Annotated in this window: 16 protein-coding genes; 9 read left to right on the top strand and 7 right to left on the bottom strand. The window is 69.6% G+C overall.

Annotation, left to right across the window (positions count from 1 at the left end):
• Positions 1-39: 39 nt before the first annotated feature.
• From NS6_RS35535 to NS6_RS29950, 3 genes are read right to left on the bottom strand one after another with little or no spacing between them, the layout of a single operon-like run.
• Complete coding sequence (locus NS6_RS35535) at positions 40-2,094, bottom strand: NTP transferase domain-containing protein (RefSeq protein ID WP_245669566.1); 2,055 nt, start codon at positions 2,092-2,094, stop codon at positions 40-42.
• A gap of 59 nt (positions 2,095-2,153) precedes the next feature.
• Positions 2,154-2,450, bottom strand: a complete 297-nt coding sequence (locus tag NS6_RS29955; RefSeq protein ID WP_068048983.1) for an MGMT family protein — start codon at positions 2,448-2,450, stop codon at positions 2,154-2,156.
• Positions 2,437-3,234, bottom strand: coding sequence for an alpha/beta hydrolase (locus NS6_RS29950; RefSeq protein ID WP_068048980.1), 798 nt, complete (start codon positions 3,232-3,234; stop codon positions 2,437-2,439). The genes NS6_RS29955 and NS6_RS29950 overlap by 14 nt, the downstream gene beginning before the upstream one ends.
• 93 nt (positions 3,235-3,327) lie before the next feature.
• On the opposite strand from NS6_RS29950, the gene NS6_RS34375 reads away from it, so the two are divergent.
• Both NS6_RS34375 and NS6_RS29935 read left to right on the top strand, forming a co-directional pair.
• Positions 3,328-7,761 (top strand): PD-(D/E)XK nuclease family protein, encoded by a 4,434-nt coding sequence (locus NS6_RS34375; protein WP_245669565.1) that lies wholly within the window; start codon positions 3,328-3,330, stop codon positions 7,759-7,761.
• Entirely contained in the window at positions 7,758-11,153 is a 3,396-nt protein-coding gene (locus tag NS6_RS29935; protein WP_068048977.1) for an ATP-dependent helicase, read from the top strand. The genes NS6_RS34375 and NS6_RS29935 overlap by 4 nt, the downstream gene beginning before the upstream one ends.
• A 190-nt stretch (positions 11,154-11,343) precedes the next feature.
• Here NS6_RS29935 and NS6_RS29930 read toward each other — a convergent pair whose 3' ends face one another.
• Positions 11,344-11,760: a DoxX family protein gene (locus NS6_RS29930; protein ID WP_068049116.1), complete on the bottom strand. Its 417-nt coding sequence runs from the start codon at positions 11,758-11,760 to the stop codon at positions 11,344-11,346.
• Between the two features lie 140 nt (positions 11,761-11,900).
• On the opposite strand from NS6_RS29930, the gene NS6_RS29925 reads away from it, so the two are divergent.
• The 5 genes from NS6_RS29925 (at position 11,901) to NS6_RS29900 (ending at position 18,168) form a co-directional block, all read left to right on the top strand.
• On the top strand, positions 11,901-12,977 hold the full coding sequence (locus tag NS6_RS29925) for a potassium channel family protein (RefSeq protein ID WP_068048974.1): 1,077 nt from the start codon (positions 11,901-11,903) through the stop codon (positions 12,975-12,977).
• A gap of 40 nt (positions 12,978-13,017) precedes the next feature.
• Positions 13,018-13,971, top strand: a complete 954-nt coding sequence (gene nudC, locus NS6_RS29920; protein WP_068048972.1) for an NAD(+) diphosphatase — start codon at positions 13,018-13,020, stop codon at positions 13,969-13,971.
• A 235-nt stretch (positions 13,972-14,206) separates the two neighbouring features.
• On the top strand, positions 14,207-15,652 hold the full coding sequence (locus tag NS6_RS29910) for a zinc-dependent metalloprotease (RefSeq protein WP_068048965.1): 1,446 nt from the start codon (positions 14,207-14,209) through the stop codon (positions 15,650-15,652).
• 225 nt (positions 15,653-15,877) lie between these two features.
• Positions 15,878-16,741: a hypothetical protein gene (locus NS6_RS29905; protein ID WP_068048962.1), complete on the top strand. Its 864-nt coding sequence runs from the start codon at positions 15,878-15,880 to the stop codon at positions 16,739-16,741.
• 83 nt (positions 16,742-16,824) lie between these two features.
• Positions 16,825-18,168 (top strand): ABC1 kinase family protein, encoded by a 1,344-nt coding sequence (locus tag NS6_RS29900; RefSeq protein ID WP_068049113.1) that lies wholly within the window; start codon positions 16,825-16,827, stop codon positions 18,166-18,168.
• Positions 18,169-18,309: 141 nt separating this feature from the next.
• On the opposite strand, the gene NS6_RS29895 is transcribed toward NS6_RS29900, so the two are convergent.
• Positions 18,310-18,591 (bottom strand): WhiB family transcriptional regulator, encoded by a 282-nt coding sequence (locus NS6_RS29895; protein ID WP_068049110.1) that lies wholly within the window; start codon positions 18,589-18,591, stop codon positions 18,310-18,312.
• A 660-nt stretch (positions 18,592-19,251) separates the two neighbouring features.
• Positions 19,252-21,438, bottom strand: a complete 2,187-nt coding sequence (locus tag NS6_RS29885) for an ATP-dependent DNA helicase UvrD2 (RefSeq protein ID WP_084471545.1) — start codon at positions 21,436-21,438, stop codon at positions 19,252-19,254.
• A gap of 299 nt (positions 21,439-21,737) precedes the next feature.
• Here NS6_RS29885 and NS6_RS29880 point away from each other — a divergent pair, with 299 nt between their 5' ends.
• Positions 21,738-21,968, top strand: a complete 231-nt coding sequence (locus NS6_RS29880; protein ID WP_068049104.1) for a mycoredoxin — start codon at positions 21,738-21,740, stop codon at positions 21,966-21,968.
• A gap of 98 nt (positions 21,969-22,066) precedes the next feature.
• The gene (locus tag NS6_RS29875; protein ID WP_084471538.1) at positions 22,067-23,092 is read left to right on the top strand and encodes a YlbL family protein; all 1,026 of its coding nucleotides are present in this window, start codon (positions 22,067-22,069) and stop codon (positions 23,090-23,092) included.
• Positions 23,093-23,111: 19 nt separating this feature from the next.
• Here NS6_RS29875 and NS6_RS29870 read toward each other — a convergent pair whose 3' ends face one another.
• Positions 23,112-23,705, bottom strand: coding sequence for a PPA1309 family protein (locus tag NS6_RS29870; protein ID WP_068048957.1), 594 nt, complete (start codon positions 23,703-23,705; stop codon positions 23,112-23,114).
• Positions 23,706-23,785: the final 80 nt, after the last annotated feature.

The following is a 23,785-nucleotide window of genomic DNA, read 5'->3' as shown; positions in this document are numbered from 1 at the left end:
GGGTGCGCAGCGTCGGTGGGTTCCGGTGCCGGTCGGCGTTCAGTGAGGGACCGGGATGAACTCCACCGGGGTGCCGTCGGAAGCGTCGGCCGGCACGACGACCACACCGTCGCGGTCGACGAGGCCGCCGAGGTGGGCGGTTCGTACCGTGGTGTCGCCGATCCAGGCGCCGGCGGGGTCGGTCGCGATGCGGGCGGGGACGATGCGAGTGACCGGGCCGGCGATTTCGGTGGCGTTGTGCAGCGGTCCGATCAACGGCCGGGGCGGATGGGCGCCGGTGCGGCCCGCGACGACGGCAGGGATCAGGGCGAGCAGGGTGACGACTGCGGCGAACGGGTTGCCGGGGAGTCCGAGGACCGTGGTGGCCGAGGGTAGTTCGGCTGCCACGGTGGAACCGCCGGGGCGGAGCGCGAGGCGGGGGACCAGGATTCGGGCGCGGGCGCGGTCGAGGGCGCCACGGAGTTGATCGGCGGCGCCGCCGCCGGTCGCGCCGACTACAACGAGGAGATCGCAGTCGGTGGCGGTGGCCAATACCTGGTCGAAACCGTGGGAGGTATCGCGGAGATGCACCTGGTCGAGGGTCTGAACCCCGTGCGCGGCCAGTAGGACGGGCAGGATGGGGCCGATGGAATCCCGGGTCTGCCCGGATTGCAAGGGGCCGGTACTGCGGATCTCGTCCCCGGTCATGACGATGCGGGCGCGCACGGGCCCGCGGACGGTCGCAGTGGTGACCTCGACCGCGGCGGCGGCGGAAACAAGCGCGGCGGTCACTGCCGAACCGGCCGGTGCGATGGTGTCACCGGGTGTGCGGTCCTCGCCGCGCCGGCGGATATCGGAACGCTCCGGAGTGTCGGGAAGCCGGTGCAGCCGGCCGTCGTACCGGGCGAACTCGTCGCGCAGGACACCTGTGGTGCCCTCGGGAACCTGTGCGCCGGTAGCGATCCGGACCGCTTCACCCGGGTGCAACCCATCCGGCCGTTGCCCGCCCGCGAAACCGATATCGGCACGAAGTTGCCACGGGCCGGCACCGCGGACCGCATACCCGTCCATCGCCGAGACATCGAACCGGGGGAGAGCGCCGAGTGCGTTGATCGAGGTGGCGAGCGCCGCGCCGCGGGCCGCATTCAGCTCGCAATGGCGCTCTGGAAGCCGAGTCAGGGTCTCGCCCAGGACTCGGCGCGCCTGATCCAGCGGTAGCGGCGGGCCGGCGGCGGCCGCCCGGACATCGGCGCCATGGAGGTTTCGGGTGTCGGTGACCGACGGCGCGATGACCACGGGAACCGGTGCGCCGGCAGCGGTCGCCGCCGGTTCGTCGGCGGCGCCGGTGTCATCGGCAGCGAGCACTCCGGGAACGCCGATGCCGGCTGTCCCGGAACCGGCCGTGCGCCCATCCGCACCCCGATTGCTGTCGAAACCCCTTTCGGGGCGCCTGCCGCCGGCTGCGTTGTCGTAGGGCCTGCGTGCTCCAACATCGGCAGTGCGGTGGGGCTTGTCCGGGTCGATATTGCGCGCCGGGCCCGGTCCCAGCGCCGAGCGGGCGGCGTCGATATCTCCTGGTGTATCGCAGTCGTCGACCCCGGCCAGTGCCACCATTTTCGTATGCCGGGGTACCAGGGCTTTCATCGGCTGATTGATCACAGTGCCGAGCTCGCGCAGCCGGGCGGCCAGGGTCTCGTACCGCCACACGCCGATCAGGTACTGCGGACGGCCATTGCTGTCGGCCGCGAAAACGGCGTCGAAATCGGCCAGCTGCCAGAGTAATTCGTTGATCACCGCCGGGGTCAGAAACGGCATATCGGCGGCGAGGACGACCACCTGGGCGGTGACCCCGGCACCGAGCGCGGCCACACCGGCGGCGATGGCCGCTACCGGGCCGGACCCGGGCTGAGGTTCGCGAGTTTGCAGGATGGACGCGGCGAGTTCCGGTCGCGGTGGGCCGACGACCACGGTGCGACCCGATCCCGCGGCGGCCAGCGCGGTTTCCAGCATGGACCGCCCGCCCACCACGAGACCCGGTTTGTCGATGCCACCCATACGACTGGCCCGGCCCCCGGCGAGCACGATCACGTCCGGGGCGGGCACGGAGTTCGGCATACCGCTCATGCTATGCGCCGTCTGGGACGATATCCCGGCTCGAGGACCACTTCACCGGCTCAGCCGAATCGGTGGCGCGCGGTCCGGAGGTCGACCCGGCCGTCGGAAATGGGGACGCCCTCGGCGGCGAGCAGTCGCAGCTGCCGTTCGGCCAGATGACCGGCGGGTTTTCCGGAGACGCCGAGCACCCGGTGCCAGGGCAGGTCGCCGGAATCGGTGCGCATGATCCAGCCGACAGTGCGCGGTGTCGACAAACCCACCGCGGCGGCGATATCGCCGTAGGTGGCGACCCGGCCCGGCGGTATAGCAGCGACCAATTCCCGGACGTGTTCGACCTGTGCGTCACTGGTGACCATCGCGGCCCTCCAGTGCCGCGCGGACCAACGCCGCGGTCCGCTCCGGCAGGATCTGGGCGACCATATGTTCGCAGTCCCACTCCTCGACGGTCAGGTGTGTGCCCAGCCGCTCGGCGAGCACCGCCTGCACCGGCGCGGAGAGAAAAGGTGGGTCCACTCTGATGGCGCGTACCAGGACTGTCGGCATATCGGTCGGCGGTAGCGCGGGCTCGCGGGCGAGCTGACTCCAGTATGCGATCAACGCCGGCAGGCTCACCCGCCAGCCGACCCGGCCGTCGCGCATCGGAACCAGATGGTCGTCGAGTTCTGCCTGGAGCAGGCTCGGCTCGGCCGCGCCCCATCCGGTGGCGAGCTTGTCCATCCGGGCTTCCTCCGTATCGGTGTAATCGGGGGAGTCGAGGGTGGCCAGGGCGATATCGTGCAGCCAGGTGGGGTCGAGCGCGACCGCCGGATCGAGCAGTACCAGGCCGCGGACCAGGTCGGGCCGGCGTTCGGCCAGCTGCAGCGCGCATGCACCACCGAAGGAATGCGCGACCACCACCACCGGTTCGTCGGTTTCCGCGGTGAGCAGCGCCACCAGATCCGCCACGATCGTTTCGAGATCCCAGGGCGGCAGTGCGGTGGAATGTCCGTGTCCACGCAGGTCGGGTGCGATGACCCGGATATCGGGCAGCAACCGGGCGGCCAGGTCGGCCCAGCGTCTGCCGTGGCCGGTGAGACCGTGCAGGGCCAGCAGCGGCGGGCCGGTGACCGGGCCGAATCGGTGAACATGAAGTGTGGACACGGTGACATTCTTATCGCCGTCCAGCGGACCCGCAGCGCCCGCGGGTGCGACGGGGTATCGGCGGTGTCGGCCCCGTCTGTTGCAATAGCGGTTGTGGTGCGTTCGGATAGGCCGGTGCGGCTGGTGCGCCGGAGAACATCGGCTCCCCGGGCTCGGACCTGGGGCGCCGGTATTCGCGCGCTCTTCGCCGCCGCCCCGGCAACCCCAGCGCAATCCGGTTCCGGCCGGTTGTGGCGTGTGCTCGGCGGGCCCGGCACCGGAAAATCGGCGCTACTGGTCGATGTGGCGGCGGCGCGGATCGCCGGCGGCGCCGATCCGGAATCGGTGTTGCTGCTCACCCACTCGAAACAGGCGGCGGCCGCCGCCCGGGATGCCCTCACCGAACGTCTGACCCACTGGGACGTCTGCGCCCCCGTCTTCGACTGCGGTCCGGACGCGCACGGTCGCGCCGACCTCGCCCTGTTCCCGCTCGACGATCCGCAATCGACCACTGCGGCAGGGTCCGGCTCCGGCGCTCCGGCCGGCGCCGATCCCGTCTCGCTCGCCGGAATCGGCCGGTCCGCGCACCTCGATACCGGCCCGGGAACTTCGGTAGCCGGCGCGACGCGTGAACCGCTGGCCCGCACGATCCACTCCTACGCTTTCGGGATTCTGCGCCGCCAGGCCGCACGGCACGGGAACCCGCCGCCGCGGCTGCTCACCGGCGCCGAACAGGACGCCGTCCTGCGTGAAATGCTGCGCGGCGACCTCACCGATATCGCTGCCGGCGCCCGCGACCTGTGGCCGCGGCGGCTGCAACCCGCCCTGAGCCTGGACGGCTTCGCCGACGAACTCCGCGACCTGATGCTGCGCACCACCGAACGCGGGCTCGGCCCGGAGGATCTGGTGGAGCTGGGCCGGCAGCAGGACCGGCCGGATTGGGAGGCGGCGGGCCGGTTCGCGCTGCGCTACGAACAGGCGATGTTGCTGCGCTGGTCGGTCGGGGTGGCGGCGCCGGAGGCTTCGGCGCCGGCATTGAACGCGGCGGAGCTGGTGGGGGCCGCGCTCGATGCGCTGGCCGGTGACGCCGAGCTGCTCGCCGCCGAACGCGCCCGGTTGCGCTGCCTGCTGGTCGACGACGCACAGCACCTGGACCCGCAGGCCGCGCTGCTGGTGCGGATCCTCGCCGAGGGCGCCGGAACCACGGTGATCGCTGGCGACCCCGACCAGGCCGTCTACACCTTCCGCGGTGCCGACGCCCGATCCCTGACCGATCTCGAGGTGCCGGCGGCGCGGCGGATCGTCCTGCACACCAACCACCGTGCGGGCCCGGCCATCCACGCCGCGACCGCGCGTATCGCCTCGCGCCTGCCGGGCCGGGCCGCGCATCGCACCACCTTCACCGACCTGGGTCCCGCGGAACGCGGCGAATCGGATTCGGGGGATACCGCGCCCGCCGCGCAGGTCCGGGTCCGGGTGCTCGGCAGCCCGGCCAAGGAGGCCTCGCTCATCGCGGACCAGTTGCGCCGCGCCCACCTCACAGACGGGGTCCCGTGGTCGCAGATGGCGGTGATCGTGCGATCGGTTCCGCTGCTGCTACCGCCCTTGCGCCGAGCGCTGCTGGCTGCCGGAGTCCCGGTCCGGCAGCCAGCGACCGATACCCCCCTGGCGCGCCGCCGCGGGGCCGCCTGGATGCTGCTCTCGCTGCGCGCCGTGATCGCCGGGGAAGCCGCCCGCCGGGGTACGGGATCCACGGAATCACTGTTCGGACCGGACGACGCGCTCGACCTGCTGGGCGGCCCGCTCGGCGGCGCCGATCAGATCGCCATGCGCCGTCTGCGCCGCGGAATCCGGCGCACCACCCTCGAACTCACCCGATCGACGCCGGCAGCCGCCGATGCTGCGGTCGAACCGCCCGAACCCGAGGATGCGCTACCCGCACCGGGAACCGGCCCGTCCGAACCCGGACACGTTCTACCCGAACCCGAACCCGAACCCGGACACGCGCCGGCCGAACCGGAGTACGAGCCGCCGATCCCCGACCCGGAATCGCCGCAGGCGCAGCGCCCGCACGACTTCCCGCGCCCCGAATTCTTCCGTGACGCGGACCGCCGCGCCGACGACACGGTGCGCTACGCCGAGGACGCGGACTGGTTCGGTCTCGAGGGGGACCACGCCTACCGCGACCCGTGGGACGGGCTCCCACCGGAGCGCCCGGACGAAGACGACGAGTTCGGCTCTCCGCCGGATGTGCCCGACGCAGGTACGGCATCCACAGCGGCCAGCCACTGGGCGCCGGCGGGCCGGGAGCGCGACGAGTTCGGACCGCAGCCGGCGCCCGCCGATACAGACGACGGAGTCGAGCCGTCACGAGAGCACTCGGGCGCCGGAGAGGGCTGCGGATCGCCACCGGAGGGCCCGGACAGCGACAACAGCTCCGGCTGCCTGGCAAGTGCCTACGACATACAGCGGGCTCCGGTGGACGAGAGCGGGGTCTCGGCCCGGTTCGGCAGGTTCGGACCGGGCCATAGCGGCGCCCTCGAGGACGACCTGACCGGTCACCTCGGTCCGGAACGTCGGCGGCCGGCCGAGCACCCGGTCGCGGGCAGCGCCGAGACGATGGCTCGCCGTGCCACCCCAGGAGGCCGCGACTATGGCGGTACCAGCGAGTCACCTCGGGGTACCCGCCGGGCGGCCCGCAGCGAAGACGGAGACGGAAATACCTGCACCGGTTCAACTTCGGAGGACGGCCGCCCTGTCGTCGGCGACCCCGGCGTCACCGGCGATCGCGGACAGATTTCCGATCGCCCGTCGGTGGATATCCTGCGCGACCTGCTCCTGGGTTCGGGGGACGAGCGGATCCTCGCCGGTCTCACCGAAGTCGAACTCGCACCGCTGAACCGGGCGTTGCGCGCGCTCGGCCGTGCCCGCCGGGTCCGGCATGAGGGTGGCAGCCTCGAGGATGTGCTCTGGGCGCTGTGGACCGGGTCGCGGCTGGAGAAGCGCTGGCTGGCGCAGTCGGAGCGCGGCGGGGCAGCGGGAATGCAGGCCGATCGCGATCTCGATGCGGCGGTCGCGCTGTTCGATGCGGCGGCCGCCTACACCGACCGGTTACCGGGCGCGACCCTCGAGGGGTTCGTGGAATACCTCACCCAGCAGCAGATCGCGCAGGATCGGGCGGCGCGGTCGCGGCAGGACGAGGCCGTCGATCTGCTGAGTGCGCATGCCGCGGCCGGGCGGGAATGGGAGGTCGTCGCGGTCGCCGGGGTTCAGGAGGGAATCTGGCCGGATCCACGTCCCCGCGGCACCTTGTTGCACACCGAGGACCTGGTGGATCAGATCGCCGGTATCACCGAGCGGGTGAGCCGGTCCGCGCCGATTCTGGCCGAGGAACGGCGGCTGTTGTTCCTCGCCTGCAGCCGGGCTCGCCGCTCACTGCTGGTGACGGCCGTGGAATCGGTTACCGGTGAGCGCGATCTGGTGCCGTCCCGGTTTCTGGCCGAACTGGTCGGCGGCGAATCCGACGGTGAGCCCGGCGCACTCCCGATCGCGGAGCCGGGCCGCGTGCTGGCGCTGCACGCGTTGGTGGCCGAACTGCGCGCGGTTGTCTGCGATCCGGATTCCGGTGCCGAACGGCGCCGCCGCGCCGCCGCCCAGCTGGCCCGGCTGGCGCTGGCCGGGATACCGGGTACCGCGCCCGGCGACTGGTACGGCGTGCCCGGCCTCAGCTCCACCGAAACCCTGTGGGATGACGACGGGCCGATCGCGCTGTCCCCGTCGACCGTCGAGTTGCTGCGCACCTGCCCGCTGCGCTGGGCGCTGGAGCGGCACGGCGGGTCGGACGGGGAGAACCCGCACGCGGTGAAGGGAACCTTGGTGCACACCCTGGTGCAGGCGCTGGCGGGCCGGGTACCGCTCGACCGGGTGCGCGCCGAACTCGCCCGCAGCTGGACGAGTATCGATCCCGGAACCAGTTGGCATTCCCGGCAGGAACTGCGCCGCACCGAGGCGATGCTGGACGCGTTCGTGGCCTGGGTGCGCAGTACCCGAGCCGAACTGACCCAGGCCGGTGTCGAGGTACCGGTCGACTGCGAACTGCCCGGCCGCGGCGAGGAGGAACCTGCGGTCCGGATCCGCGGCCGGATCGACCGTCTCGAACGCGACGACCGCGGCCGTTTCGTGATCGTGGACGTGAAAACGGGGAAAAACCTTGTCAGCGAGGCCGATGCCGCCCAGCACGCCCAGCTGGCGACTTACCAGGTCGCGGCGGCAGCGGGCGCACTCGACGAGACCACAGCCGACCCCGGGCCCGGCGGTGCGCGGCTCGTGTATGTCGGACTGCCGGCTTCCAGCGGTATCGCGAAGGAAAGGGTCCAACCGGCATTCGACGCCGAAGCTCTCGACACCTGGCGGGATACGATCCACACGGCCGCAGCCACCACGGCGGGCCCCGGTTTCCTGGCGATCCGCAACGACGGCTGCCGCCACTGCGCCGTGAAGAACAGCTGCCCGGTTCAGGACGCCGGACGTCAGGTGACCGACGAGTGAGCGCCCGGGTCACACCGGGGCAGCTGGCCGATGCGCTCGGCCTGCCTCCGCCGACCGCGGAACAGGCCGCGGTGATCGCCGCTGCACCGGGTCCGGCGCTGGTGGTGGCGGGTGCCGGCGCCGGTAAAACCGAGACCATGGCGGCGCGGGTCGTCTGGATGGTGGCCAACCGCCTCGTCACCCCGGAGGAAGTGCTGGGCCTGACCTTCACCCGGAAGGCCGCCCAGCAGCTCACCGCCCGGATCCGGACCCGGCTGGCCCGGCTGGCCGGATCCCGCCTGCTCCGCGACCTCGATCCGACCGGGGAGCTGCGCACCACCCTGACCGCCGCAGAACCGGAGATCAGTACCTATCACTCCTACGCCGGCCGGTTGCTGCGCGAACACGGGTTGCTGCTGCCAGTGGAACCGTCGGCGGCGCTGCTCACCGAAACCCAGTTGTGGCAGGTCGCGCATCAGGTGGTGCGCAGCTGGGACGGCGATCTGGAGACCGACCGTGCACCGCTGACCGTCACCGAGGCAGTTCTCGCGCTGTCCGGGCAGCTCGCCGAACATCTCGTAGAACCCGAACAGCTGTCCGAAGCGCATACCGAGCTGGAGAAACTGGTCCACACGCTGCCCCCCGGGCCCCGCCAGCGAGGTGGGCCGAACAAGGAGCTGCTGTCGATTCTGCGGGCGCAGCGGGAGCGGGTCGCGCTCTTGCCACTGGTCCGGCAGCTACGCGAAACCCTGTATCAGCGCGGCGCGCTCGACTTCGGGGCCCAGATGTCGCTGGCGGCGCGGCTCGCAGCCGAACATCGCGAGGTCGCCGATGCCGAGCGGGCGCGGTTCCGGCTGGTTCTGCTCGACGAATACCAGGACACCGGTCACGCGCAGCGCATCCTGCTCTCGGCGCTGTTCGGCGCCGGGTACGCGGCCGAACGCAGCGGCCCCCGGCGCAGCGCACCGCAGGCACCGGCGGTGACCGCGGTCGGTGACCCTATGCAGTCGATCTACGGGTGGCGTGGCGCGTCGGCGGCCAACCTGCCCAGGTTCACCACCGATTTCCCGTGCGGACCCGGCGATCCGGCGCCGGTCCTGCCGCTGCTCACCAGCTGGCGCAACCCGCCGGAGGCGCTGAACCTGGCGAATATGGTCGCCGAGCCGCTGCGTGCCGCGGCCCGTGCGAGCGGCGGGGTCACGGTGGATCCGCTGCGGGCCAAACCCGAGGCCGCATCCGGTGATCTCGCTCTCGCCCTGTGCGCCACCGTGACCGACGAACGCCGCTGGATCGCCGAGCGGATCGCCGCCGAATGGGCGCGTGCCCGCGCAGCGCAGCGGCCACCTCCCACCTCGGCGGTACTGATCCGCCGTAATGCCGATGCCGCCGAACTCGCCGAACAGCTACGCGCGCAGGGACTGCCGGTGGAGATCGTCGGTCTCGGCGGGCTGCTGGCGACGCCGGAGGTCGCCGATATCGTCGCGACCCTGCGCCTCATCGCCGACCCCGCCGCCGGCAGCGCGGCGGTGCGGATCCTCACCGGGGCCCGCTGGCGGCTCGGCGTGGCCGATCTGGCCGCGCTGGCACGGCGGGCCCGGGAACTGTCGATCGGGCACGACCCCGGTGGCGAAATCACCGATGCGACCACGCTGGCCGCAGCGCTGCGGGAGGTGGCGCCGGAACCCGCCGAACGTGCCGGCCCGGCCGATGCGATCGCCGACCCCGGCCCGCCGCAACGCTATTCGACCGCCGGGTATCGGCGGATCACCACGCTGGGCCGGGAACTGGCAACGCTGCGGGAACGGGCCGGGCAGCCGCTGACAGAGCTGGTCGCCGACGTGGAGCGCACTATCGGGGTCGGTGTGGAGGCACAGGCGCGTCGTGCCCTGACCGGAGCCGGCGCCGGACGCGAGCATCTGGATGCGTTCGCCGAAGTCGTGGCCGGTTACGCCGCGGATTCCGGGGCGAGCCTCGGCGGGTTGCTCGCGTTTCTCGCGGCCGCGGAATCGGTGGAGAACGGACTGGAGCCCGGGGAGGTGGAGGTCGCCCCGGACCGCGTCCAGGTGCTCACCGTGCATGCGGCCAAGGGCCTGGAATGGGAGGTGGTGGCGGTACCCCATGTGTGCAAGGAGGTGTTCCCGTCCACCCGCGGGGTGAACACCTGGCTGGGCGCGCTGGCCGAGCTGCCCACCTCGCTGCGTGGCGATCGCGCCGGCGCGGATTCGCCGGATGGGGTACCGGTATTGGATCTCGCCGACTGCGCCGACCGTGGCGACCTGCAACGTTGCCTGGCCGCGCACAAGAAGGCGTTGCAGCGCCGCCGGCTGGACGAGGATCGCCGGCTCTTCTATGTAGCGCTGACCAGAACCGAACGGGTGCTGCTGGTCTCCGCCCATCACTGGCCCGAATCCGGTGACAAACCGAAAGGTCCCTCGGAGTTCCTGCTCGAGGTGAAGGCGGCCGCCGAGTTACCGGACAGCGGTATGGAGATCGCGAATTGGGCGCCCGAACCCGGAGAAGGCGAAGCGAACCCGCTGGCCACGACCCCCGACACCGCGCCCTGGCCCGGCGACCCGCTGGGCGCCCGTCGCGCCGATATCGAGGACGGTGCCGCCCTCGTCGATGCCGCGCTGGCCGAACTCGTCTCCGGAACATCGGAACCGGAACCGGATGACGATCCGGACGGCTGGATCGCCGACGTCGATGCCCTGCTCGCCGAATTCCGGTCGACGGCTGCCACGGTCACCGATGTGGAACTGCCCAGCCAGCTCCCCGCTACCGCGCTGGTCGAAATGCGCGCCGACCCGGGGAAGCTCGCTGCCCGGCTGCGCCGCCCGCTGCCGTACCCGCCGAATGCGCTGGCCCGCCGCGGCACCGCTTTTCACGCGTGGGTTCAGCGCTGGTTCGCGACCGACCAGCTACCCGGCCTCGACGATCTGCCCGGCTCTGTGGATGCCGGGGCCGCGGCAGATGTGGAATTGGCCCGGATGCAGGAAGCCTTCTTGTCCTCGCACTGGTCGGCACGCCGTCCGGTGGAAATCGAAGTGCCGTTCGAAACCACCATCGCCGGGATCGTGATCCGCGGCCGGATGGACGCCGTTTTCGCCGAACCGGGCGACGGCTGGACCGTCGTCGACTGGAAAACCGGCGCCGAACCCGGTCCCGCCGACGAACCTGCCGTCGCCATGCAGCTGGCCGTCTACCGCCTGGCCTGGGGGCGCCTGCTGGCTGCGCGGACCGGGGAATCCGAAGAGCAGGTGCTGAAACGGGTCGGTGCGGCCTTCCATTATGTGCACACGGGCCGGACCGTTTCTCCTGACCGGTTGCCCGGGCCCGCGGAACTCACCGAACTACTCACGAACACACCGGGACCGGAACGCGCCGGCTATCCGGACGAGAAATCCCGGCAGTGACGACCCGGATGCCCGGTGTCGTGCCGGGCAGTGCGCGCCCGTGCCCACGTCCCGGCGAGCGAATCGAGGCCCCGGGCCGACCGAGCGCGGTCGCAGTCAGGATGCAGGCCGGGACCGCGGCGTCGCTCTGCCTCCGGTCCCGGTGGCGGAGCCTGCCCCGGTTGCGCACCTGCGTCGCGCGCGTGTCCGTTCAGGGACGCGGTGTCCGCCGACCCACCGCCAAAGCCTGGGTGATCAACGGCACCTGTAAGGGCAGGCGCAGCAGCGAGATCGCCTTGAGCGCGAACGGTGCTTTCGGGTTGCCCACCGAATCCGCTGTGAACTGGATATTGGCGGGGAACACAGCGATGAACAGCAGGGCCGCGAGTCGCCCGCCCAGCCGCCGGGTCCGCGGGACCAACAGTGCGGTCCCGACACCGATTTCGGCCACCCCGGACCAATACGTATAGGAGCGCGCCTTCCCCGGCAACTGTTTCGGCACGATGGAATCGAACGGTTCGGGAGTCACGAAATGCATGGCCCCGGCACCCAGGAGGATCGCGGCCAGGCGCAGCGCGGGAGCACGGCCGGGATCGGGGGTGGTACCCGAAGGTGTGTCGTCTGCCATGAGATCCACCGTAATCCGTGGATCCGGGCGAAGGCGGCCCATCGACCACCGAGCGTGCACGGCGGCCCGACGCGCTGCGAGCGGGTAGGCTCCCGAGCTGTGTCGGAGGGACTGAGGGTGTCTAATCCCCGGGGTAGCGGATGGTAGCCCCGGTCAGTGCCCGGTTCGCCCAGCTGGGTGGGCGGGGGCGGCTCGGCGGCGAGCGTCCGGATTTCGCGCTGGTCGGGTTGCTGCGCATCCCGGAGGCACAGAGCAGTCCGTGGATTTCGCTGACCCGCCGGGTGTTGTTCGCGGTCGGCCTGCTGTGCACCGCCGCGATCGTCGTCTACCTCGGCCGTGACGGCTACAACGACAGTTCCGACGGCTCGGTGGACCTGCTCGACGCGTTCTATTATGCGACCGTATCGCTGTCCACCACCGGATACGGCGATATCTCACCGGTCACCGATTCAGCGCGGTTGGTGAATATCTTCGTCATCACACCGCTGCGGGTGCTGTTTCTCATCGTCCTGGTCGGCACCACTCTGGCGGTGCTCACCGAACGTTCCCGCCAGGCCTTGAAGATCCAGCGTTGGAGGCGCACCGTGCGTAATCACACCGTCGTCGTCGGGTACGGCACCAAAGGCCGTACCGCAATCGACGCCATGATCGGGGACGGGGTGCAGCCCGCCGAAATCGTTGTCGTCGATACCGACGCGGTGGCTCTCGAAGCCGCCGCCACCGCGGGCCTGGTCACCGTGCACGGGACGGCCACGCAATCCGATGTCCTGCGGTTGGCGGGGGTACAGAACGCGGCGTCGGTCATCGTGGCCGCCAACCGCGACGACACCGCGGTGCTGGTCACTCTGAGCGCCCGGGAGATCACCAAGAAAGCGAAGATCGTCGCCTCGATCCGGGAATCGGAGAACACCCATCTGCTGCGCCAGTCCGGGGCCGATTCGGTGGTGGTGTCCTCGGAGACCACCGGCCGGCTGCTCGGTATCGCGACCACTACACCCAGCGTCGTGGAGATGATGGAGGATCTGCTCACTCCGGAACACGGTTTCGCGGTCGCCGAACGCGAGGTCGAGCCGGGTGAGGTCGGCGGATCGCCGCGCCACCTCAGCGATATCGTGCTCGGTGTGGTGCGCGACGGCGAGCTGATCCGGGTGGGGGAACCGGCTGTCGACGCCCTGGAAACCGGGGACAAACTGCTCTATATCCGTCGCGCACGCTGACCCGGATATCCCGCGGTTCGCGCCGCGATACTCTCGGGACGTGGCGGTATTCGAGCTCAACCAGATCCCCCTGTTGTCCCGTTCGGCGCTCGACCGCGCCGACCATCTGCGCGGCGACGCACAGGTGCTGGAGGAAGGCTGGGCCACCGCCCGGCTGTTACGGATAGGGCGGCGCGGTACGGTTCGCTATGAATCCGGGGCTCTGGTCTGGGAAGCCGCCACCGAACTGTCGGCCGGGCCGAGCCCGGACGCGGTGTTTCTCGGTGTCCGCGAAGGTGTGCACCTGTGGGCTGTCCGTGATCGCGAACTCGCCGGCGAACTGCGTGACCTGCGTCAGCTTGCCGACAGCCGGATCGACGATTTCACCGCCGGAGTGCTTTCCGCCGCGCTCGCCCTGATCAACTGGCATGCCGGCGCGGCTTTCCACGGCGCCGACGGTAGTCCGATGATTCCCGCCAAGGCCGGGTGGTCCCGGGTGACCGAGGACGGCCGGGAGGATTTCCCGCGCACCGATCCGGCGGTGATCTGCCTGATCCACGACGGCGGCGACCGGGTCCTGCTGGCTCGCCAGCACAGTTGGCCGGCGACGATGTTCTCGCTGCTGGCGGGGTTTGTCGAGGCCGGGGAATCGCTCGAACGCTGCGTCGAACGGGAGATGTGCGAGGAGGTCGGGCTCGAGGTCCGCGATATCCGCTATCTCGGCAGCCAGCCGTGGCCGTTCCCGCGGTCGCTGATGCTCGGCTTCTCCGCGCTCGCCGATCCGGAGCAGCCGCTGGTCTTCACCGACGGTGAGATCGCCGAGGCCCGCTGGTTCACCCGTGACGAGGTGCGCGCGGCACTGGCGTCCGGGGGCTGGCCGGCCCGGCCGGGTGCTGGAATCGACCCCGCTCCGGCCGCGGGTCCGAAGCTGCTGCTGCCGGGCTCGGTATCCATCGCCCGCACCATCGTGGAATCGTGGGTCGCCGCCGACGGTGCCGATTCGCCCGCGGAATAAGCGGTCACCCGGCGGACCGGGGGCCGCACAGCGACGGCATCGCCCGGCCGCACGGCGAACGTCTGCGGGCCGGGCGGGTGTTCACCGAGCGCGAAGCCGCCCCGTCGTGGCGGACCGGCCGGTTCGTCGCGCCTACTATGGAGAACATGCAGCTTCACGAAGCGCCGGCCGGTTCGCTCGGTGCGCGCGCGCTCCCCGGACACCACCCGGACGTCGTACCGGCGGGTGAGGCGTAATGAGCGATTTCGGATTCGGGTTCTCCCAGGGCGGCGATGACGACGACCGCGGCCGCGGTGACAAGCCGGGTGGCGGTAACGACCCGTTCGGCCTCGGTGGCGGTGCGGCAGGTTTCGATCCGGCGGCCCTGGGCCAGATGCTCACCTCGCTCGGACAGATGCTCAGCGGTATGGGACAGGGTGTGGCCGGTGGTGGCGGCTCCGGTCCGGTGAACTACGACGTAGCCAAACGGCTTGCCCGCCAGCAGCTCGGTCAGACCGTTCCTCCGGTATCGAGCGGTACGGTCACCGCCGTCACCGATGCCGCGCACCTCGCCGAACTGTGGCTCGACGATGCGACGACCTTCCCGGCCGGTGCGACGAGCGCCGTGGCCTGGACCGCCAACGACTGGATCGAAAAAACGCTGCCCACCTGGCAGCGGCTCTGTGATCCGGTAGCGCAGCAGATCTCCGGTATGTGGACCGCCGGGCTGCCCGAGGAAGCCCGCGAGATGGCCGGGCCCATGATGGGGATGCTCGGCCAGATGGGTGGGCTCGCCTTCGGTTCGCAGCTCGGGCAGGCACTCGGCCAGCTCGCCAAGGAAGTACTGACCGGAACCGATATCGGTTTGCCGCTGGGCCCGGCCGGCACCGCCGCGCTGCTGCCCACCGCGATCTCGGAGTTCAGTGAGGGGCTCGAACAGCCGGAGAGCGAGATCATGGTGTTCCTCGCCGCCCGCGAGGTCGCCCATCAGCGCCTGTTCGTCCACGTCCCGTGGTTGCGCCAGCAGCTCCTAGGCGCCGTCGAGGACTACGCACGCGGGATCACCATGGATTTCTCCGCACTCGAAGAGGCGGCCCGTGATCTCGACCCCTCGGCACTGACCGATCCGAGCAAACTCGAGGAGATCCTGTCCCAGGGCAGTTTCGAACCGCAGACGACCCCCGAGCAGAAACAGGCCCTGGACCGGCTGGAGACCTTGCTGGCCCTGATCGAGGGCTGGGTGCAGGTTGTGGTCGGCGCGGCGGTAGGTGAGCGTCTGCCCGGTGCGGGCGCACTGGCCGAGACACTGCGGCGCCGCCGCGCCACCGGTGGTCCGGCCGAACAAACCTTCGCCACCCTCGTCGGTCTCGAGCTGCGACCCCGCAAGCTGCGGGAGGCCGCCACGCTGTGGCAGCGCTTGACCGACGACGCCGGTATCGCGGCCCGCGACGGTGTCTGGGCTCATCCCGATCTGCTACCCGACGCCGCGGATCTCGATGCGCCCGCCGGTTTCATCGATTCGGTGATCGGCGGCGGTGCCGGCGCATTCGACGATCCGATGGCTCAGCTGGCCGCCACCGAGGCCGCGGAGCGGGAACAGGCCGGTAGAAGCGAAAAAGACGAGACGCAGGATCCGCCCGCCGAGCGAGGTGGAGAAGAATCCGGCCCGGAGAATCCCGAATCCGGTAAGGGCAAGGGCTGATCCGGTCGCCGGGCGGTCGCTGTCGTTCGGGACCCGGGAGCGCAGTGAAATGCCGCGGCGGACCCGGGTGTGTGCTCGTTTCGCACCGATTTCCTACGCACCTTCGAGTGGTGTCGCGAACCGCTCGCCAGCTGGCAAGATCGTAGTTATCCACAGGCCATTTGCCTGTGGATAACTCCCTTTCGGGAACCTGTTGCGCCGCAACGGCCGTCGCATACTTCGGGCATGACGACGCTTCGGCCGCGCGGGCCTCTCCTGCATCCTCGGATACCGATCCTGGTGCGCTCGACCGGCCAGGTCCAACTGGGCTGGGATCCCGAGACCGCTGTACTGTGCGAAGCCCCGGGCCTGGATACCCAGCAGGTCCTCGGATTTCTCCGCCTACTCGACGGGCTGAACAGCCGGCCGGCGATCGTCTGGCGGGCACGTTCGCTCGGTCTCGATCCCGGGCGTGCGACCGGGTTGTTCGAGGTGATCGATGCGGCGGGCCTGGTGATACATCCCTCCTGTCCCGCAGGTTGTGTCCGAACCATCCGTGTCCACGGGACAGGCCCGCTCGCCGACGCGATCAGTTCCGGGCTGTGTGCGCTCGGTATCCGGCCGTCCCGCTCCCGCGACCGGAGCGGCCGGCAGCCCGGCCCGGTCGCTCCGGCGGACCTGGTCGTGCTTGCCGATGCGTTGATTCCCGATCCGTGCCTGGTCCGGGAGCTGTTCAGGGCTCGGATCGCGCATCTGGTGGTCCGGCTGCGCGATGGTAAAGGACTCGTCGGCCCGCTGGTTCTGCCTGGATTCACCAGCTGCCTGCGCTGCGCCGATTTCGCCAGAGTCGATCGCGATGCCGATTGGCCGCGATTGGCCGCTCAGCTGCTCGGCCGGACGGGGCATGCGAGTCCTGCCGGTATCGCCGCTGTGGCCGCCCTGGCACTCGGCGAACTCGAGACGATTCTCGCCTGTGACCCGGTTTCGCCACCGGAGACGCTGAACCGCACGTTGGAGTTCGACCTCGGCACCCGGCAGCTGCGCCGCCGTTCGTGGACCCCGCACGAGCGGTGTGGTTGCCTGGCATCGCAAAACCCCGGTGTTCTGTGATGACACTCACACTTGTGGTAGCTGTGGTAATTCTCTTCGGTTTTCCGTGGCAGATCCGCCGGTCTGTCGGCCATGATGGTGGAGTGTCTGAGATCGTGCGCCGGCCTATGTCCCGCAATGCGAAGTTAGCCAAGATTCCGCTCGGTGTGGCGGGTCGTGCCGCGGTCGGTTTCGGGCGCAAGCTCGCGGGGGGCGATCGCGAAGAGATCAACACCGAGATGAATCAGAAGGCGGCCGAGCAGCTGTTCTCCGTGCTCGGTGAGCTCAAGGGCGGCGCGATGAAGTTCGGTCAGGCGCTGAGTGTGATGGAGGCCGCGGTTCCCGAAGAATTCGGCGAGCACTACCGCGAGGCCCTCACCAAACTACAGGCTGCGGCCCCGCCGATGCCCGCGGCCACAGTGCATCGAGTTCTCGATCAGCAGCTGGGCACCGACTGGCGAAAACGTTTCGAATCGTTCGACGACACCCCGGCCGCCTCGGCCAGTATCGGTCAGGTGCACAAGGCGGTGTGGTCGGACGGCCGCCAGGTCGCGGTGAAGGTCCAGTACCCCGGCGCGGACGAGGCGTTGCGTGCGGATCTGCGGACGCTGAACCGGATGACGGGCCTGTTCGCGAAGGTCATCCCCGGTGCCGATGTGAAACCGCTGCTGGCCGAGATCAACGAACGTACCGAAGAAGAGTTGGACTACCGGAACGAGGCCGCGAATCAGCGCGCCTTCAGCAAGGCATACGACGGGCACCCGGAATTCGTGGTGCCGAAGGTGGTCGCCAGCGCGCCGAAAGTCATTGTCAGCGAATGGCTCGACGGTACATCGGTTTCCGCCATCATCGCCGCAGGCGCCGCGGATCCCGAGGGCACCCGCGTCCTGCGTAACCGGGTCGCCGGTTTGATGGGGCGCTTCCACTTCTCCTCGCCCGAAATCGTCGGACTGCTGCACGCGGACCCGCATCCGGGCAATTTCATGATCACTCCCGAGGGTAAGCTCGCGGTGATCGACTACGGCGCCTGCGCCCCGATGCCGGGTGGTTTCCCCGAGCTCCTGGGACGGATACTCGCGCTGGCAGTGGCCGAGGAATACGGGGAGCTCACCGAACTACTGCACGCCAACGGCTGGGTGCTGCCCGGTAAAACCCTCACCGAGCAGGAGATCGAGGACTATCTGCGCCCGTTCACCGACCCGATCCGCTCCGAATCGTTCCATTTCACCCGCCGCTGGATGCAGCGGGTGGCGGGTAAGGCCACCGATTACTCCTCGCCGGAGATGAAAACCGCGCGAGCCATGATGCTGCCCGGTGAATATGTGATGATCTTCCGCGTGCTGGGCGGTTCGATCGGCATCTGTGCCCAGCTCGATGCCGAGGTGCCCTTCATGCAGCTGGCCTCCCGCTGGCTTCCGGGGTTCCGCCAGGAACGCGACACCGCCTGAAATCTCTTGTGGCCCAACGCCGATCAGCACACCTTCGGAAAACTTCACCCCTGAAAGCGAACGAGCCGCTCATCGGCGAAGCGATGAGCGGCTCGTTTCTTGTGTCGGCGCGAATCCGCGGGCGGATGACCGCCGCCGCGGTCAGACACAGCTGGCGACCTTACGCGGCCGGCCCCGCGGGCGCTTGCGGGCGATGACGACCCCCTGATCGAAGATCTCGCCGCCCCAGACACCCCACGGCTCGCGCCGATCGATGGCAGCGTTCAGGCAGCCCTTACGGATCGGGCAGGACGCGCACAGCGTCTTGGCCTGCTCCAACTGGACGGGGCTCTCGGCGAACCACAGATCCGGATCACCCGCCCGGCAGGGCAGAGTGCTCAGCGGCTGAGTTTCGGGATCGGTTGCCAGGGTGCGACACGCCACATCAGTAGCGGCCTGCGGCCAACTCTGGGTGGTGGTGACCACGTCGTTCTCCTTCAGCTTGTTGTGCAGCGATTCGGTGTTCGGTGCTGCGAAACCGCTGCCTTGTGAGCTGAAGGCCAAAAAAATGGCCACGGTTTCGCATATGCGACCCGTGGCCAGGAGATTCGGGGTGTTACCCCGGACCTGGTCGGCGGTGGGGCCGCCTGTTCACGGTCGCGTGATGTCCTTTGCGGAGGCTTTCTGCTCCCTTATCGGCCACTGCGGGTGCTGCTGCGGTGAGATCGATAGCGAGCGAGCCGGCGGCTGCGAATGCAGCTGCCGGGTGCCAGATCGCGACGGACCGGTCCTGCTGTTCGACGAAGTTCGGCTCATGCGAATAGCGCAGGCGCGGCTGCGCACCGAAACGATCGATGCAGGACGGACCGGTCCCCTGCAGAGCGAGGACCCCCCGGGAAGCAGCTGACAACCGCGTATTCGGGATTACGGTGGCGATTCCGTAATTCGACATGCTGTTCATCCTTCTGCCTCCCTCCTGTACTCGTGATCCGAAAATTCCGATGATGCGCGTGGATGTACCCTCCCGAGCGCGATTCCCACCTTAAGGCAATCTCACCGGACTCGACAACCTATTTTCTACCTGCGGTTTTGTGCTCGACCGCGCTACGGCTGCGAGAGAGAACGCCGCCGGGACCTGATGATCGCCAGAACCTCGGCGCCGTACCGGCGCACCTTCGCCGCGCCGACCCCGAGCGCTGCCAGCCCCGCCTCGTCCTCGGGGAGCTGTTCGGCAATTGCGGTGAGCGTGTTCACCCCGAGGATCCCGCGCGGGTCCACCGCGAGTTCCGCCGCCTTCTCCCGGCGCCAATCCTGCAGTGCCCCTAACAGTTCCAGATCCGGTTCGCCCACACACCCTTTGCATCGGCGCAGCAACACGGTCTCCGAATCGATCAGCACTCGTCCGCAGACCCGGCAGACCGGACGGGCCGCTTCTGTTCCCGGCCGCGCCGGTGTAGCGACGCGGGACGCCGGTGATTCCTCGGGGATCAGGCCGGTGAGAAACCGGGAGCGCCGGCGACTGCGGCGATCCCCGTCACCCCGCGATAGTGCCCAGGACAAGCGCAGATGGCTCCGCGCCCGGGTGACCCCGACGTAGAGGAGTCGACGCTCTTCCTCGAGCGCGGCAGGGTCGGCGACCGAACCGTCGCCGTTGAGGACATAACTGATCGGCAGTGTCCCGTCGGTCAGGCCGACGAGGAATACCGCGTCCCATTCCAGCCCCTTGGCCGCGTGCAGGGAAGCGAGGGTCACGCCCTGCACAGTCGGTGGGTGGCGTGCCTCGGCGCGCGCGGCGAGTTCGCGTAGCAGTCCGGCCGGATCCAGTTCGGGATGCTGTTCGGTGAGCTCTTCGGTGAGGCGCACCAGCGCGATCAGCGACTCCCAGCGTTGCCGGGCCTGCGCCCCGGCCGGCGCCGCGGCGGTGAGTCCGATCGGGGCCAGCGTCGCCCGGACCAGGGTGACCAGATTCTCACCGGTACGTGATGCGGCGGGCAGATCGTCGCGGACCGCGGTTCTGCGTAGTTCCTCGACCGCTTGGCGGACCTCCGGCCGCTGGAAGAAGCCCTCGCCGCCGCGAACCTGATAGGCGATGCTCTGTTCGGTCAGTGCCTGTTCGTAGGCCTCGGATTGGGCGTTGATCCGGTACAGCACGGCGATCTCCGCGGCGGGGGTACCGCCGGCCAGCAGATCGGTGATGCGGTGTGCCACCGCGGCGGCCTCTTCGCGCAGGTCGGGGTATTCGGCGAATGCGGGCTCCGGCCCGTCGTCGCGCTGGCCGATCAGTTGCAGCCGGGTTCCGGCTATCCGGCCCTTCGCCATCCCGATCACCCGGTTGGCCAGATCGACCACCTGTGGTGTGGAGCGGTAGTCACGTTCCAGCCGCACGACCGTCGCGTCCGGGTAGCGGCGGGAGAAATCCAGCAGGTATGTGGGGCGGGCGCCGGTGAATGAATAGATGGTCTGGTTGGCGTCGCCGACCACGGTGAGGTCGTCCCGGTCGCCGAGCCAGGCATCCAGTACGCGCTGCTGAAGGGGAGTGACATCCTGGTATTCGTCGACGACGAAGCAGCGGTAGCGTTCCCGGAACACGTCGGCGACCGCCGGATAGCCCTCGAGCGCCGCGGCGGTGTGCAGCAGCAGATCGTCGAAATCGAGCAGCATGCCTTCCGGTGTGGTCTTCAGCGTTTCGTAGGCCGCGTACACCTCGCCGATACGCGCCGCCGGGAAGGGGATATCACGCTGCCGGGCTGCGGCCGCGGCCGCGTAGTCCTCGGGTGCCACCAGTGCGGATTTCGCCCATTCGATCTCGCTCAGCAAATCCTTCACGCTGTCGGTGCCCGACGCGACTCCCACCCGGTTCGCGGCCTGGGCGACCACCGGGAACTTGCGGTCGAGCAGGCGCCACGGGACCTCACCCACCACCTGCGGCCAGAAATAGCGCAGCTGACGCAGCGCCGCCGCGTGAAAAGTCCGAGCCTGGACCGTATTCGCCGCCGCACCCAAGCCCAGGTCGCGCAAACGCCCACGGAGTTCGCCCGCGGCGCGCGCGGTGAAGGTGACCGCCAGCACCTGGTCGGCGCGGACCTGCCCGGCCGCCACGAGGTGTGCGATGCGATAGATGATGGTGCGCGTCTTGCCTGTCCCGGCCCCGGCGAGCACACAGACCGGCCCCCGCGGTGCGCGGACAGCGGCGGCCTGATCCGGATCCAGTGCGGAAAGATCGACTGCGGCCACGCGTCCATTGTGCACAGGCGGTCCGGTGGCCTCGGAATCGCACGCCCCGTCGTTCATCCCGGCCTGGTCCACGTATCTCTGTTCGGCGCCTGGACAGGATCCGGTGGTCGGCGCTGCAGAGGTGAGCGTCCTGCCGTGGTCGGCTGGTGGTAACCGGTATCGCCGGTCTGCGTCACCGAGCCGGGGGGGTACCGACTCCCCACACGGTGGCCGTACAGGGTCGAACGGTGACCCGCTGCGTACCGCTGCGCAGCGGTCGTTCGATGGAGGACGAGAAATCGAAGGGCACCGTGCGGAACACCGGCGACCGGGGCGGCGTTGCTCTCTGCGTGAGTGATTCGACACCTGACCTGACCATGTACTCCACCACCTGGTGCGGTTACTGCCGCCGGTTGAAGACCCAGCTGAAAGAGGCCGGGATCAGCTATGTAGAGATCGATATCGAGCAGGATCCGGCCTCGGCGGATTTCGTGGGCAGTGTGAACAACGGCAACCATGTGGTGCCGACCGTGAAGTTCGCCGACGGCTCCACGGCCACGAACCCGTCGCTGGCCGATGTGAAGCAGGCACTCGCCCGTCAGGCGTGACCGGCCGGCTGCCGCTCACCTGAGACAGATAGGTGAGCGCGGTCTGCTCGCGCGTGCCTGCGGGCCTCGGGCGGGTTCGGATCGCTAGTGTTGACCGGGTGAATCGTCGGATCATCACGCTCCTCGTCGCCCTGGTCCCCGTCCTGTTGCTCGGTGTGATCGGCAGCGTCTACACCGTGCCGTTCGTCGCTCTCGGACCCGGGCCGACCCATGACACGCTGGGGAAATTCGAGGGCCGCGAGGTCGTGGAGGTGACCGGTGCCGAGGTGGACCGGACCGCCGGCCAGCTGAATATGACCACGATCGCCATGCGTGACGGCCTCACCCTGTTCGAGGCTCTCGGGTTCTGGGTCAGCGGCCGGCACGGCATCGTGCCGCGGGCCGAGGTGTACCCGCCGGGGGTGTCGCGCGAGGAAGTGGACAAGTCCAACGAGCAGGAGTTCACGAACTCGGAGAGCAACGCCGAAGTCGCGGCGATGCGTCAGTTGAACCTGCCCACCGCGGTGCTGGTGCACCGGGTGTCCGAAGGTGGCCCATCCCAGGATGCGCTGCGTCCGGGCGACCAGATCGTCAGCGTGAACGGCACCCCGATATCCACTCCGCAGGATGTCGTCACCGCGGTCTCCGACAGCGCGCCGGGGACGGTACTGTCGCTGGTCATCCGCCGCGACGGTGCCGAGCAGACGGCGAACGTCACCCTCGGTGCGCGCCCCGACGACGAGACCAAGGGGTATCTGGGCCTCACTCCCACCGAGGCCGCGGCACCGCCGATGCAGGTCGATTTCTACCTGCCCGATATCGGCGGGCCGTCCGCCGGATTGATGTTCAGTCTGGCGCTGGTCGAGAAGTTGAGCCCGGGTGATCTGGACGGCGGTGCGTTCATCGCCGGCACCGGCACTATCGACGGGGACGGCAACGTCGGTCCGATCGGCGGAATCCAGTACAAGATGATGGCCGCCCAGGAAGCCGGCGCCGAAACCTTCCTGGTGCCGTCGGACAACTGCAGCGAGGCCATCCAGCGGGTGCCGGACGGTCTGCGGCTGGTCCGGGTGGAGACGCTGGCGGGTGCGGTACAGGCGCTGCAAGACCTCTCGGCGGGCGAGCAGGCCCCGAGCTGCGGCTGATCCCGGGGCCCCACGGCGGTCAGTCTCCGGAGTCCTCCAGCGTATGGCGCAGCGCCTCGACCAGATTCGGCGCGAGGTCCGGATAGGTCCGCAGATCCAGGTCGCCGTCCTCGTCGGATTCGTCCTCGGGCCGTAGCTGCAGCAGGCACAAACTGTTTCCGGTCCGTAGCGCGGCGGCGAACAGGCGGGCGTCGCGTCGCCCCGGATGTGCGTGGGCGGCGGCCCGGCCGGCCGCGTCCGCGGCGTCGGCATCGGCCAGCAGCGGAGTGAGCGCGTCGTCGAGATCTTCTTCGGCGTCCGGGGGCAGGACGACGATCTCCTGCACCAGGACACACCCGGCGACCGCGGGCGGCCAACTCGTGGTGGCCAGGAATTCGTCCAGCGGCATCGTTCCGACGGTGACTTCGTCGGGGAGTGGGTCCTGCGCCACCGGAGTCAGTTCGTTCGCGGTGTCGATCTGGTCTATGAGGGTAGGTTCGGCGACCACCAGATCCGCGGTCCGCACCAAGGCGAACATCTGCGGCGCGGCGCCCCAGCCCTCGGCGTCCACGAACTCGGCGACCTCGTGGACGGAACGGGCAAGGACTATTTCGGCATGCAGGTCGTCGCTCACCGGACCATCCTCGCATCCTGCGCGGCGACACCGGTCGAACCCTGCGTTCGCCAAGATGTCCGTTTTCCGTAGAGTGGGCG

It is taken from the genome of Nocardia speluncae NBRC 108251 (genome assembly GCF_001613245.1).
GTDB classification, from domain to species: Bacteria; Actinomycetota; Actinomycetes; order Mycobacteriales; family Mycobacteriaceae; genus Nocardia; species Nocardia speluncae.
This window is presented reverse-complemented; position numbering and strand designations above follow the sequence as displayed.

Bases quoted from the DNA above. Each gene is read 5' to 3' on its own strand.
- NS6_RS35535 (WP_245669566.1), bottom strand. From the start codon at position 2,094: ATGCCGAACTCCGTGCCCGCCCCGGACGTGATCGTGCTCGCCGGGGGC.
- NS6_RS29955 (WP_068048983.1), bottom strand. From the start codon at position 2,450: ATGGTCACCAGTGACGCACAGGTCGAACACGTCCGGGAATTGGTCGCT.
- NS6_RS29930 (WP_068049116.1), bottom strand. From the start codon at position 11,760: ATGGCAGACGACACACCTTCGGGTACCACCCCCGATCCCGGCCGTGCT.
- NS6_RS29925 (WP_068048974.1), top strand. From the start codon at position 11,901: ATGGTAGCCCCGGTCAGTGCCCGGTTCGCCCAGCTGGGTGGGCGGGGG.
- NS6_RS29910 (WP_068048965.1), top strand. From the start codon at position 14,207: ATGAGCGATTTCGGATTCGGGTTCTCCCAGGGCGGCGATGACGACGAC.
- NS6_RS29905 (WP_068048962.1), top strand. From the start codon at position 15,878: ATGACGACGCTTCGGCCGCGCGGGCCTCTCCTGCATCCTCGGATACCG.
- NS6_RS29885 (WP_084471545.1), bottom strand. From the start codon at position 21,438: ATGAACGACGGGGCGTGCGATTCCGAGGCCACCGGACCGCCTGTGCAC.
- NS6_RS29880 (WP_068049104.1), top strand. From the start codon at position 21,738: ATGTACTCCACCACCTGGTGCGGTTACTGCCGCCGGTTGAAGACCCAG.